The organism is Bradyrhizobium sp. YR681 (assembly GCF_000282615.1).
Taxonomy (GTDB): Bacteria; Pseudomonadota; Alphaproteobacteria; order Rhizobiales; family Xanthobacteraceae; genus Bradyrhizobium.
Window position 1 is genome coordinate 1 of record NZ_AKIY01000103.1, and the last position, 11,573, is coordinate 11,573.

Below are 11,573 nucleotides of genomic sequence, written 5' to 3' on the forward strand. Positions count from 1 at the left end.
CCCCAGCCGGTACGGCGGCAGAACACGTCCCATTCGGCGAGCTCGTTGAGATCACCGATCACCGGCCGGCAATTGATGGCGGCGTAGTGCTCGCCGGTGTTCTGGAAATAGCCACCGAGCACATAGATCGCGGCTTCCGGCACCGCCGCACGCACGGTGCGGGCCTCCTCGATGGTGGCCACGAAGAAGGTCTTGCAGCCGGCCTTGCTCAGGGCCCGCGAGACCTGCGCGGCGCCGCAGCCATAGGCATCGGCCTTGATCACGGCCGAGCATTCGGCCGGCACCGCCGTCTTCTCGAGCTTGCGCCAATTGGCGATGATGGCGTCGAGATCGACGGTGAGCACGCCGCCATAGGAAGCGAGCGCGGCAGCCTGATTGGCCTCCGCTGAGAGAAGGCCGGATTGCGGGATTATTTTCGGGTCGGACGCCATTGTCATGGCGCCGTTTTACGCAAGAGGCAGAGACTGTTCAAGGAACTCTGCAGGTTCAAGGAACTCAGTAGTCGTTGCCGCTGCGAGCCGGCACCTGACTGTCAGGCGCGAGGTCGCCGAACCTGGTGACCGAGGCTTCGAACGCCAGATCGACGGTGCCTGTCGGGCCGTGACGCTGCTTGCCGATGATGACCTCGGCCTTTCCGTGCGCAAGGCTCATGTCAAGCTGCCACTTCTCGTGTTCAGGCGTGCCGGGGCGGGGCTCCTTCATCGCGAGGTAATATTCCTCGCGGTAGACGAACAGGACGACGTCGGCGTCCTGCTCGATCGATCCGGATTCACGCAAGTCGGAGAGCTGCGGCCGCTTGTCGTCGCGCGATTCCACCTGACGCGAGAGCTGCGACAGCGCGATCACGGGAACGTTGAGCTCCTTGGCGAGCGCCTTCAGGCTGGTCGTGATCTCCGTGATTTCCTGCACGCGGTTGTCGCTCCGCTTGCCCGAGCCCGACAACAGCTGGATGTAGTCGATCACGAGCAGGTCGAGGCCCTTCTGGCGCTTCAGCCGGCGGGCGCGCGCCATCAGTTGCGCGATCGACAGGCCGCCGGTCGCATCGACATAGAAGGGCAGCGATTGCAGCTCGATCGAGACCTCGCGGATCTTCTCGAAATCGGCTTCCGAGATGCCGCCGCGGCGGATGTGGGAGGAGGGAACGCCGGTGCGCTCGGCCACGATACGCGTGGCGAGCTGGTCGGCCGACATTTCGCAGGAGAAGAAGCCGATGACGCCGCCATTGGCGGCCTTCGTGGTGCCGTCGGCCTGGATTTCCGGAACGTAGGCGCGGGCGACATTGTAGGCGATGTTGGTCGCCAGCGACGTCTTGCCCATGCCCGGGCGTCCGGCCACGATGATGAGGTCGGAGTGCTGCAGGCCGCCCATCTTGGTGTCGAGGTCGCGCATGCCGGTCGAGATGCCCGACAGCTTGCCGTCGCGCTGGAACGCCTTTGCCGCGAGATCGACCGCGACCGCCAATGCCTGCGAGAATTTCTGGAAGCCGCCATCATAGCGGCCGGACTCGGCCAGCTCATAGAGGCGGCGCTCGGCGTCCTCGATCTGCGCCCGCGGCGCGAAGTCCACCGGCGCGTCATAGGCGACATTGACCATGTCCTCGCCGATGCCGATGAGGTCGCGGCGCAACGCCAGATCGTAGATGGTGCGGCCGTAGTCCTGGGCGTTGATGATGGTGGTCGCCTCGGCCGCGAGCCGCGCCAGATATTGCCCGATGGTCATGCCGCCGACGTCGGTATCGGCGGGCAGGAACGTCTTCAGCGTCACGGGCGTGGCGATCTTGCCCATCCGGATCAGGCTGCCGGCGGTCTCGTAGATGGTCTGGTGCAGCGGCTCGAAATAGTGCTTCGGCTCCAGGAAGTCGGAGACACGGTAGAAGGCATCGTTGTTGACCAGGATCGCGCCCAGAAGGCTCTGTTCCGCCTCGATATTATGCGGCGCGCTCCGATAGGCGGGAGTTCCGGCTTCGGGCGCGAGTTTAAGGACGTTCGAATCAGTCAGGGCCATGGTCGGACGTGCTTAGCAATTTTCTGGGGCAGATGCGGGGCCGGGATAAAGCGCCGCCGCACGTCAAAGCGGAAGCGAAAGCTGACCGCTATCAACCGCTCAGTTAAAATGGTGGATGATTAGCAGCCGCAGCACGCGCCGCGCTTGACGGATTTTGCGGAACTCGCGCGGCCCGGAAGCGGCCGCGACCACGCCACGGAAATATCCTGAAACTGTGAACCTAATGATTTGGCGCGAAGACGTATTGAAGAGCGCGCCAAACGGCACGTGCCGGGAGCTTTCGGCTCGCCTTCAGACCAGCAGGAGGTAGACCAGCGCCACCAGGGCCGCCCCGACGCCTGTAACGATCAAGGCGTAATCGGTGCGGAGGTCGTCCTGCACGTCAAATGAGGTTTGGGTCTGTTTGCTCATGGCCACGGGTCTAAGCCAAGCCCGACCAGACTTATGTGAAGCAGATCACATCTCCCCGGATTCTTTCGGGGTAGAGCCGGAACAGGCGGGCGGGCAGGGGATTGTCCCCAGACCCGCCAACAGGGAACGAGGCGAACGATGCGGCCAGAGCGGCAGCACCAGAATTGGCGAAGCGAGGCAGGCAGCCGGCTTTGGCTGTCCGGGCTGATCGCGGCCATGCAGCACGCCGAGCAGCCCGAAGTCCGGCGCCAGCCTGTCGCACCCGAGATCCTCGCGGAACTGCGGGCGCAATTGGCGTTAACGGCCTCTTTCCGGGCCGCTCCGATTTCGACCCTGCGTCACTAGGACCTATTCACCAGCCAGCTTCAGTCCAGGCCTTGCGCCGCCTTCCATGGCGCGCAGGCGCGTTTCTTCGTGCATGATGTAGTCGCGGGTCATTGGCACCACGCCCTGGCGCTTCGTCAGTTGGATCTGGAAGTTCATCATGGCCTGCTTGCGGAACGTCATCTCGCTGGCCGCCAGGTAAAATTCCCACATCAGGGCGAAGCGCTCATCGTAGAGCTGCACGGATTCCTCGCGCCGCGCCATGAAGCGCTCGCGCCAGGCCTTCAGCGTCTCGGCATAGTGCAGGCGCAGGATCTCGATATCGCAGACCAGCAGACCGGCACGCTCGATCGCCGGCAGCACCTCCGACAGCGCGGGGATGTAACCGCCGGGGAAAATGTATTTGGCGATCCAGGGATTGGTCGAGTCCGGGCCCTGCGAACGGCCGATCGAGTGCAGCAGCATGACGCCGTCATCGCTCAGGAGCTCGGCGCAGCGCTGGAAGTAGGCGTCGTAGAACCGCTCTCCCACATGCTCGAACATGCCCACCGAGACGATGCGGTCGAACGGCCCGTCGATGTCGCGATAGTCCTCGAGCCGAAATCTGGTCGATCGGGTCAGGCCCTTCTCGACCGCGCGTACCCTGGCGATCTGCAATTGCTCGGTCGACAGCGTGATGCCGGTGACATCGGCGCCGGCGATCTCGGCGAGATAGAGCCCGAGCCCGCCCCAGCCCGAGCCGATATCGAGCACGCGCTCGCCGCCGCGAAGGCGCAGCTTTGCGGCGATGTGCCGCTTCTTGGCGAGCTGCGCGTCGTCGAGCGTCGCGTCCTGAGTTTCGAAATAGGCGCAGCTATATTGCTTGTCGGCATCGAGGAAGAGCGCATAGAGCCGCGCGTCGAGATCGTAGTGATGCGCGACATTCTTGCGCGAGCGCGAGCGCGGATTGAACTGCTTCAAATGCCGCGTCAGATAGCGCAAATGCCACCAGGGCTTTGCCCACTGCGGCAATAGGTCGGGTTGATCGAGCAGGATCGCGAGGGCATCAGCTATGGTGCCGTGCTCGACGACGAACTCGCCGTCCATAAAGGCCTCGCCAAGCCCGAGCTCGGGATTGATGAGGATCTTTCGTTCTGCGTCCGCCGTGACGAAGCGAACCGCGATCGGCTCGCCCGAGCCGTCGCCGACGGTGAATGTCGATCCCTTTGCCGTGGTCACCGTCATCGACCCGCGGCGAATGAATTGAGACAAGAATCCACGCAACAAACGGTCCATCGACACCTTCCTCACGAGCGAACCCGAAGAGATGCGATCAACCCGGCTTTTCACATCGGACGCTCAGGTCCCGCTCTGGTTCCTATGCGTTTGCATCTAAATTTAGGGAAGCTGCTCCGGCCCTGCTATTGCGCTGTGATCACAGCCGATATTCCAAAAGCGCTTAATCACATCCTTGCGCGTGGAGGCTGCTTCCATTCGCGGCTCAATCCGCTAAAAGGTGACCCGCCGCTGCGCCTATGCCGGCGGCAATTCGCGTAAATTCAATGGAGATGACGGGAATGTCGAGCCGAGCGCTCAGCCTCGCGACGGTATTGCTTCTGATCGGCTTCGGCGCGACCGATACCGTTCTTGCGCAGGCGACGAACCTCGAGGCCGGCAAGGCCCCATCCCAGCTTTTCGCGCAGACCTGCAATGCCTGCCACAAGAGCCCGCGCGGGCTGTTGAAGACTGTGGCGCCGGGCTCGCTGCCGGGCTTCCTGCGGCAGCACTACACGACCAGCTCCGACATGGCCGGCGTGCTTGCCGCGTACCTCGTCTCCAACGGCGCCACCGACACCCGCTACCAGGCCAAGGACGGCAAGGACAAGAAGGACGGCGCCAAGGACAAGGAAGCCAACACCGCGCCAGGACAGTCGCCCGAGCATCAGGGCCGCCGCCAGCGTTCGCAGGATGCGGCCAAACCTGAAGGCGAGGCTCCTGCAGCCGAGGGCGCGCGTCAGAAGCGCGCGGCGCGGCCGGCCGAGGAGGGCGCCAGGGAAGGCACCAAGCCGGAGAGCCAGGCGGCGCCCGAGGGACGCAAAGCCAAGCGTCGCGGCAAGCCCGGGACCGAGGACGCACCGAAGATCGATGCTGCTGCGCCGACCGCTGACGACAAGAAGAGCGAGCCGAAGCCAGAGACCACGAAGATGGACTCCGGCGAGGCCAAGCCCGAAAGCAGCAAGCCGTCCGCCGAGCCCAAGCCCGAGAGCGCCAAGGTCGAGCCGCGCGGCAGCGAAGCTCCCGCGCTACGGCCCGATCCAGTGCCGCAGGTGACGCCAGCCCCGCCGGCTGCCGCCAAGCCTTCCGAGCCCAAGTCTTCGGAGTCCAAGCCTTCGGAGTCCAAGGCTTCCGAGTCCAAGCCTTCCGAGCCCAAGCCGGTGGAAGAGGCGGCCCCGAAGCCGGCCGCCAAACCACCGGAAGCTGCGCCGCCGGCGACCGCAGCGGCCCCGTCCGCAGCGCCGGCCGAGTCCTCCGGACCGCCGGCGCCGCCGATCTCGCGCTAAGCGACCCCTCTTTTTCGATCGACTTGCGAGAGCCGCGTCATTGCGGCCTTCGCGTCGTATTGACTACGATTAGAGTATTGCTCTAGAGTAATACTCCAGGGGGCATCGATGGCGGCGGGCGTGCGTGACGATCTGCTGGCGGCGGGACTTGCCGTGTTCGACCGTGTCGGCTTCGAAGCTGCAACGGTCGCCGCGATCCGCGCCCGGGCGCGCGCGTCCAACGGCAGCTTCTTTCATGCCTTCGGATCGAAGAAGGAGCTCGCGGGTGCGTTGTTCCTGGACGTGCTCAGGCACTATCACGCCGCGGTGCTGGCCGCGCTCGATCCTGTCCCCGACGCGGAGCAGGGCATCGATCGGCTGATCCGGGCGCATCTCGACTGGGTCGTCACCAGCCGCCGCGAGGCGCGCTATCTCTTCGAGATCTCGCGCAGCGAATGGGGCGAGGACGTCCGCGACGCCCAGCGCGCGCAGAATGCGCGGCTTGCCGATGGCATCGAGCGCTGGCGCGTGCCGCTGGTCACGCACGGCGAGCTTCTGCCGATGACACCGGTGATGTTCGTCAGCCAGCTGATCGGCCCGGCCCAAATCTTTTGCCGCGCCTTCCTGTCGGGGCGCGACCGCGCCGATCCGCGCACGGAAGCCGACACGCTGATCGCCTGTGCCGTCCGCGCACTGGTGCCGCCCGATCGCATCAAGACATAACAGGAGAGGCGTCATGCGAAACGAAGCAGATCCCGAATTCGCGGCCGTGGCCGAGCGCATCCACAGCAATGTCGGCCGCCAGGGTTTCATGAACCTCGTCGGCGCCGAGCTCTCCGAATTGTCGCGCGGTACCTGCACCATTGCGGTGGAGCGCCGGCCGGAGCTGCTCCAGCAGCACGGCTTCTTCCACGGCGGCGTCACTGCCTTCCTCGTCGACAACGCCACGACGATCGCGGCGGCGACATCGCGCGGCCAGCCCGCGCTGACGGCGGAATACAAGCTCAATCTGTTGTCGCCGGCGGTCGGCGAGAGGCTGATCTGCCGGGCCAGGGTGATCAAGCCGGGTCGTCAGGTCTCGGTGGTCGCCGCCGACGTGTTCTGCCTCAGCGACGGTGTCGAGAAACATACCGCCACGGCGCTCGCCTCGATCGCCATGCTGAGCGAGGATGTCGCCGCCACAACGAAAAGCCCGGCCGCCTGAGGCGACCGGGCTTCGTTCGCAGAGCGAAGGCGAGGTTTACTTCTCTTCCGCTGCCGGCGCCGGCTCGTCGTCGGGCTGGGCTTCCGGATCGAAGAACTCGCCGGCGGCGGCGATCGCCTCGGCGGCCGCGTCGCGGTCCTCGTTGCGGGTCGAGATGTCCTCGCCGCGGTTGATGCGCTCGGCCTCGTCCTGGCTGCGCGCAACCGTGACGCTGATTTCGACTTCAACCTCGGGGTGGATGGCGACGGTGATGGAGCGCTTGCCGATGACCTTGATCGGCGCGTCGAGCTGCACCTGCGGGCGAGCCAGAGAGATGCCGTCGGCTTCGAACGCGACGACGATGTCGCGCACGTTGACCGAGCCGAACAGCTGGCCGGATTCCGAGGCCTGACGGATCACGATGATGTTCTTGCCCGCGATCTTCTCGGCGACCTTGGACGCCTCGCCCTTCGAGGCAAGGTTGCGGGCCTCGAGCTCGGCCTTCATGCCGTCGTACTTGGCGCGGTTGTCGGCGGTGGCGCGCAGCGCCTTGCCGCGCTTGAGCAGGAAATTACGGGCGTAACCGTCGCGAACCTTCACGACTTCGCCCATCTGGCCGAGCTTGCTCACGCGTTCCAGCAAAATGACTTCCATATTCGTTCTCCTTTGAAGTGTTGGGTGGGTTGGATTTTCGGACTTGAACTCAAGGGGTCGGTAGCGGCGGCGGCTGGCGCGAGCGCAGGAAGCGCTCGCGGAAGCCGAATACGGCGTCGGCAAGGCCGAGGATCACCATTGCGATGACGGGCCATCCGAACACGACGACGACGCAATAGGTCGAGCCGAGCCAGAACGTGCGGCTCTTCAGCGCCAGTGTCAGCGTGTGCAGCACGGCAAAGCCGGTCAGCGCATAGCCCATCATCAATGCCGCCGCGGTGATCTGCGCGACGATCGCGAGCAATCCACCCGTGAAGCAGAAGGCGAGCGCGACGCAGAGCCCGACCAGCGTCATCGGCGGCAGTTCCGCCGTCTTCATGTCGGGCCAGGGACGTCGCAGCCGGCCCGAGGTCGCCGTCACCTTGGCGCTGAGCCAGAGGTTGAGCGTGAGTGTCATCATCGCGACGATGGTGGCGGCAGCGGGCGCGATGCGCACCAGCGCGTCGACGAACTGGCCGGCTTCGCCCGAGGTCTGCGGGTCGGTGGCGCGCAGCAGGCGCATCAGGCCGCGCCGCAGCGTCCCGATGATGGTGTCGGCGTCGGTGCCGAGCGTGAGCAGGGCGGCAAAGGTGGTCAGCGCGGCGAAGCCCGCGATCCACAGCAGGATGCGTCCGACCGGATACCATTCGAGCTCGGGCTCGGCCGCCGGCTCGGTGCCTGCCGCAGGCGCGTCATTGGTTATCCGCCGGCTGAGCAGGACGAGATGGCCGAGCCACCAGGCCGGCAGCGCAACCGTGACGGCAAAGGCGATGCAGTAGGGCAGGCCGAACAGGGCGCCGAGGCCGATCGCGGCGGCGATGCCGCCGACGCTCGCGCACAGCGGTCCCCAGCCGATCGAGGCAACCATCAGCGGGAGCGGCGCGAGATAGAACAGGACGAGCGAGATCAGCGCGCCCGACACGATCGAGGCGAACATCAGGGCCGACGCAGCGCCGGCGATCAGGGCAATGAGTAAAAATGCCATCATCAGCTGTCCCGCTCCCTTCGAGCGGTTAGAGGCGTCTTGCCCCAACCATCGGCGACCGGACGACCCGGAAGCCTTATGAGTTCAGAAAAGTCGCGGCCGGCGGCGACGCCGCCGCCGGCCAAGTTCGTCTTAGCGAATCACGTAGGGCAAGAGGCCCAGGAACCGCGCGCGCTTGATGGCGCGGGCGAGTTCACGCTGCTTCTTCGCGGACACCGCGGTGATGCGGCTCGGCACGATCTTGCCGCGCTCGGAGACGTAACGCATCAGCAGCTTGGAGTCCTTGTAGTCGATCTTCGGAGCATTGGCGCCCGTGAACGGGCAGCTCTTGCGACGACGGAAAAACGGACGGCGTGCACCAGCTTCAGCCATTGATCTTACTCCCCATCCGTCGTGGTGGTTTCAGCGTCTTCGCGCGGGCGGCGCGGGCCGCGATCGCCGCGGAAGCCACCACCGTCACGATCGCCGCCACGGAAACCGCCCTCGCGGTCGCCACGGAAGCCACCGCCTTCGCGATCACGGAAGCCGCCGCCACGGTCGTCGCGCTCACGATCGCGATCGGCCTTGCGCATCATCGCGGACGGGCCTTCCTCGAGCTCTTCGACGCGGACGCTCAGATAGCGGATCACGTCCTCGCTGATGCGCTCCTGGCGCTCGATCTCGGCGATCGCCGCGGACGGCGCGTCGATGTTGAGCAGCACGAAGTGCGCCTTGCGGTTCTTGTTCATGCGATAGGTGAGGGAGCGAACGCCCCAATTCTCGGTCTTGGTGACCTTGCCGCCGAGACCCTCGACGATGCCGGTCATCTGCGCAGTCAGCTCTTCGACCTGCTGCGTGCTCGCGTCCTGACGCGCGAGAAAAACATGCTCATAGAGAGCCATGGTGGTCCTTTCCTCATGTTGGCGCATTGCCCGGCGTCAAGCCCTTAAGAGACCTTCGGAAAGGACTCTGGGATTAAGCTCAGAAGGCGGAAACACGGGACGACGGGCCGACTGGCCCTGCCACACCAAAATCACGAATGATTTGCTGAGACCGTCCGTTCAGCTCCCGGCCGGGGTCTGCGGATGCGCGCCTTATACGGATTTTGGCCGGCTTTGCAAGGTTAGAGGCCGCGCTTTCGGCCCGGATGGCCCCGGTCCGAGGGCGTGGACCGGTCCTCCCATACCACATTCGGCTTGATCTATTTGTTTGTATGTCATACAAATAAATCAAGGAAGAGGACCCCAATGGCGGAAAAGTCAGCCCAAGAGCCGTTCGAGGCTGCTGGCGACCCCAAGCATGCCGCGCGGGCCACGCGCTCTGCCGGCCGCAAGATGCGCTCGCTGCTCCTGGATGCGGCGAGCCCGCTGTTCCGGGAGCGGGGCCTGTCCGGCACGGCGATCACCGATATCGCGGCTGCAGCCGACGCATTCCCGAGCCAGATCACCTATTATTTCCGCACCAAGGAGGCGCTGTTCGTCGAATGCGCCTGCCGCGACCTGCTGTATCTGGCGCGCGCGACCGAGCAGGCCGCGCTGAAGGCCCGCACGCCGGGGGAGTACACCCACGCGCTGGCCGAGACCGTGACGGCGAGCGATTCGGTCGCCTTCTTCGCCGAGGCCCTGACGCTGACGCGGCGGCGCCAGGATCTCGCGCCGCTGGTCGAGCGCACCATCGAGCGCCTGCACAGCGAAGGCGCACGCGCCTATACCGGCCAGGTCGCGCGGCACGGCTGGCGTTCACTGCGCGCGCCCGACGAGAGCTCGCGGCGGTTCTGGGCCGTCGCGATCGGAATCATTCTCGAAGGCTACGCCATGGGGCGCTCGCCCGAGGCGCTCTGCGCCGAGATGCTGCGCGTGCTCGGCGAGCAGGCCAAATCCACCGGCGATGCCGCGCGCCTGCGTCTCGTCGACGAACGCGACGCCTCAACCAATTCGAACGAGGAGGGCTAGGCCATGACCGCGCTTCGCATGCGTGCCCGCGATTTCCTGACCGACGATCAACTGGCAGACGTGCGGCAGCGCGTGACATGGAAAGGCGTTGCGATGATCGCACATGCCTGGGCACTGATTGTTGGTGCGATCGCCCTGGTCGCATGGTGGCCCAATCCGCTGACCTATGTCTTCGCCGTCGCCATCATCGGCTCGCGCCAGCTGGGCCTGGCGATCCTCATGCATGACGGAGCGCATGGCTGCCTGTCCGCCGACGAGAAAACCAATCTGACGCTGAGCCAATGGTTCTGTGCCTATCCGCTCTTTGCGGAGACGCGCAGCTACCGGCGCTATCATCTTCAGCATCATGCGCGCACCCAGCAGGAGGACGATCCCGATCTCGTGCTGTCGGCGCCGTTCCCGATCACTCGGCTGAGCTACCGCCGCAAGTTCATCCGCGACATCACCGGACAGACCGGTTACCAGCAGCGCAAGGCGCAACTGCTCAACGCGCTCGGTCCGGCGGACTGGCCGTGGCGACAGCGCGCCGCGCATTTCCGGGAGAAGCTCGGTCCGCAATGCGTGGTCAACGCGCTCATGTTCGCTGGCCTTGCGGCGGCCGGCGTGTGGTGGGCTTATCCGCTGCTATGGCTGGTGCCGCTGTTGACCTGGATGATGGTCATCACCCGTATCCGCAACATCGCCGAGCACGCCGTCGTGCCCGACAGCAGCGATCCCCTGCGCAACACCCGCACCACGCATGCCAGTTTTCTCGAGCGCCTGTTCATCGCGCCGTACTACGTGAACTACCACCTCGAGCATCATCTGCTGTTCTACGTGCCCTGCTACAATCTGCCGAAGGTGCATCGCCTGCTCAGCGAGAGCCGGCACGCGGAACGCATGGAAGTGCAGCCGGGCTACGCCGCCGTGCTGCGGCTCGCCACGGCCAAGCCGAACCGCGACGACAGGCCGGGGCAATTGGTCAGCAGCGTGCGCCGCGCGCAGGCCGGTGCCGAGGTCGGGGCGGATCAGAAGGCGGGCGGCTTTTAGCGGGCGCATCCCCCGTTGAATGCAGGTCGGGGTTCCCATCTTGGCTTGACATTGCAGGCCCGGACGGTGTCTACGGCCCCCTTTGACGCACGATCCGGAACCATGGCCAAGGCCGCGCGTAATCGGCTGCCGGTTCTCGCAGGGATCATGCTCGACAAGCAGGGAGCGCCGATGACGGCAGCATTCACATTTCCGGGGCAGGGGTCCCAGGCGGTTGGCATGGGCAAGACCCTGGCCGACGCCTTCCCGGCGGCGCGCGCCGTGTTCGACGAGGTCGATGCCGCGCTCGGGGAGAAGCTGACGGCGATCATCTGGGACGGCCCGGCCGAGACGCTGCAGCTCACCGAAAACGCCCAGCCGGCCCTCATGGCGGTGTCCGTCGCGACCCTGCGCGTGTTGGAGGCCGAAGCCGGTTTTTCCGTGGGGCGGGATGCGGCCTTCGTCGCCGGCCACTCGCTCGGTGAATATTCGGCGCTGGCTGGCGCCGGCAGCCT

13 protein-coding genes are annotated in these 11,573 nt (G+C 65.5%); 6 read left to right on the top strand and 7 right to left on the bottom strand.

Annotation, left to right across the window (positions count from 1 at the left end; translation table 11 throughout):
- The 3 genes from PMI42_RS10770 to PMI42_RS10790 all read right to left on the bottom strand — a co-directional run.
- Nucleotides 1–431: alanine racemase (locus tag PMI42_RS10770; protein ID WP_008133526.1), on the bottom strand; the 431-nt coding region annotated here is incomplete at its 3' end.
- Nucleotides 432–495: 64 nt separating this feature from the next.
- Nucleotides 496–2,004, bottom strand: a complete 1,509-nt coding sequence (locus PMI42_RS10775) for a replicative DNA helicase (protein WP_008133528.1) — start codon at nt 2,002–2,004, stop codon at nt 496–498.
- 759 nt (nt 2,005–2,763) lie between these two features.
- Nucleotides 2,764–4,014 carry a cyclopropane fatty acid synthase gene (locus PMI42_RS10790; RefSeq protein WP_008133532.1) on the bottom strand — a complete coding sequence of 417 codons (1,251 nt, stop codon included), beginning with the start codon at nt 4,012–4,014 and terminating at the stop codon, nt 2,764–2,766.
- Nucleotides 4,015–4,295: 281 nt separating this feature from the next.
- Between PMI42_RS10790 and PMI42_RS10795 the strand changes: the two genes are divergently transcribed.
- From PMI42_RS10795 to PMI42_RS10805, 3 genes are all read left to right on the top strand, one after another.
- Nucleotides 4,296–5,279, top strand: coding sequence for a hypothetical protein (locus PMI42_RS10795; RefSeq protein WP_008133533.1), 984 nt, complete (start codon nt 4,296–4,298; stop codon nt 5,277–5,279).
- A 108-nt stretch (nt 5,280–5,387) separates the two neighbouring features.
- Nucleotides 5,388–5,981 carry a TetR/AcrR family transcriptional regulator gene (locus PMI42_RS10800; RefSeq protein WP_008133534.1) on the top strand — a complete coding sequence of 198 codons (594 nt, stop codon included), beginning with the start codon at nt 5,388–5,390 and terminating at the stop codon, nt 5,979–5,981.
- Between the two features lie 13 nt (nt 5,982–5,994).
- Nucleotides 5,995–6,462, top strand: a complete 468-nt coding sequence (locus PMI42_RS10805) for a PaaI family thioesterase (RefSeq protein WP_008133535.1) — start codon at nt 5,995–5,997, stop codon at nt 6,460–6,462.
- A gap of 36 nt (nt 6,463–6,498) precedes the next feature.
- Here the strand turns inward: PMI42_RS10805 and rplI are convergent, their stop codons facing one another.
- The 4 genes from rplI to rpsF form a co-directional block, all read right to left on the bottom strand.
- The gene (gene rplI / locus PMI42_RS10810) at nt 6,499–7,095 is read right to left on the bottom strand and encodes a 50S ribosomal protein L9 (RefSeq protein ID WP_008133538.1); all 597 of its coding nucleotides are present in this window, start codon (nt 7,093–7,095) and stop codon (nt 6,499–6,501) included.
- A 49-nt stretch (nt 7,096–7,144) separates the two neighbouring features.
- On the bottom strand, nt 7,145–8,122 hold the full coding sequence (locus PMI42_RS10815) for a DUF2232 domain-containing protein (RefSeq protein ID WP_008133542.1): 978 nt from the start codon (nt 8,120–8,122) through the stop codon (nt 7,145–7,147).
- Nucleotides 8,123–8,251: 129 nt separating this feature from the next.
- Entirely contained in the window at nt 8,252–8,491 is a 240-nt protein-coding gene (gene rpsR, locus PMI42_RS10820; protein WP_007592020.1) for a 30S ribosomal protein S18, read from the bottom strand.
- Between the two features lie 5 nt (nt 8,492–8,496).
- The gene (gene rpsF / locus PMI42_RS10825) at nt 8,497–9,000 is read right to left on the bottom strand and encodes a 30S ribosomal protein S6 (protein WP_008133548.1); all 504 of its coding nucleotides are present in this window, start codon (nt 8,998–9,000) and stop codon (nt 8,497–8,499) included.
- Nucleotides 9,001–9,345: 345 nt separating this feature from the next.
- Between rpsF and PMI42_RS10830 the strand changes: the two genes are divergently transcribed.
- From PMI42_RS10830 to PMI42_RS10840, 3 genes are all read left to right on the top strand, one after another.
- A complete protein-coding gene (locus PMI42_RS10830) occupies nt 9,346–10,050 on the top strand; it encodes a TetR/AcrR family transcriptional regulator C-terminal domain-containing protein (protein WP_008133550.1) in 705 nt (234 codons plus the stop codon).
- Nucleotides 10,051–10,053: 3 nt separating this feature from the next.
- Nucleotides 10,054–11,079, top strand: a complete 1,026-nt coding sequence (locus tag PMI42_RS10835) for a fatty acid desaturase family protein (RefSeq protein WP_008133553.1) — start codon at nt 10,054–10,056, stop codon at nt 11,077–11,079.
- A 171-nt stretch (nt 11,080–11,250) separates the two neighbouring features.
- On the top strand, nt 11,251–11,573 hold a 323-nt coding region (locus PMI42_RS10840), incomplete at its 3' end, for an ACP S-malonyltransferase (protein ID WP_157195736.1).

Coding starts and splice junctions, on each gene's coding strand:
- rpsR (WP_007592020.1), bottom strand. CDS start 8,491: ATGGCTGAAGCTGGTGCACGCCGTCCGTTTTTCCGTCGTCGCAAGAGC.
- PMI42_RS10805 (WP_008133535.1), top strand. CDS start 5,995: ATGCGAAACGAAGCAGATCCCGAATTCGCGGCCGTGGCCGAGCGCATC.
- rplI (WP_008133538.1), bottom strand. CDS start 7,095: ATGGAAGTCATTTTGCTGGAACGCGTGAGCAAGCTCGGCCAGATGGGC.
- PMI42_RS10835 (WP_008133553.1), top strand. CDS start 10,054: ATGACCGCGCTTCGCATGCGTGCCCGCGATTTCCTGACCGACGATCAA.
- PMI42_RS10830 (WP_008133550.1), top strand. CDS start 9,346: ATGGCGGAAAAGTCAGCCCAAGAGCCGTTCGAGGCTGCTGGCGACCCC.
- PMI42_RS10775 (WP_008133528.1), bottom strand. CDS start 2,004: ATGGCCCTGACTGATTCGAACGTCCTTAAACTCGCGCCCGAAGCCGGA.
- PMI42_RS10815 (WP_008133542.1), bottom strand. CDS start 8,122: ATGATGGCATTTTTACTCATTGCCCTGATCGCCGGCGCTGCGTCGGCC.
- PMI42_RS10795 (WP_008133533.1), top strand. CDS start 4,296: ATGTCGAGCCGAGCGCTCAGCCTCGCGACGGTATTGCTTCTGATCGGC.
- rpsF (WP_008133548.1), bottom strand. CDS start 9,000: ATGGCTCTCTATGAGCATGTTTTTCTCGCGCGTCAGGACGCGAGCACG.
- PMI42_RS10800 (WP_008133534.1), top strand. CDS start 5,388: ATGGCGGCGGGCGTGCGTGACGATCTGCTGGCGGCGGGACTTGCCGTG.
- PMI42_RS10790 (WP_008133532.1), bottom strand. CDS start 4,014: ATGGACCGTTTGTTGCGTGGATTCTTGTCTCAATTCATTCGCCGCGGG.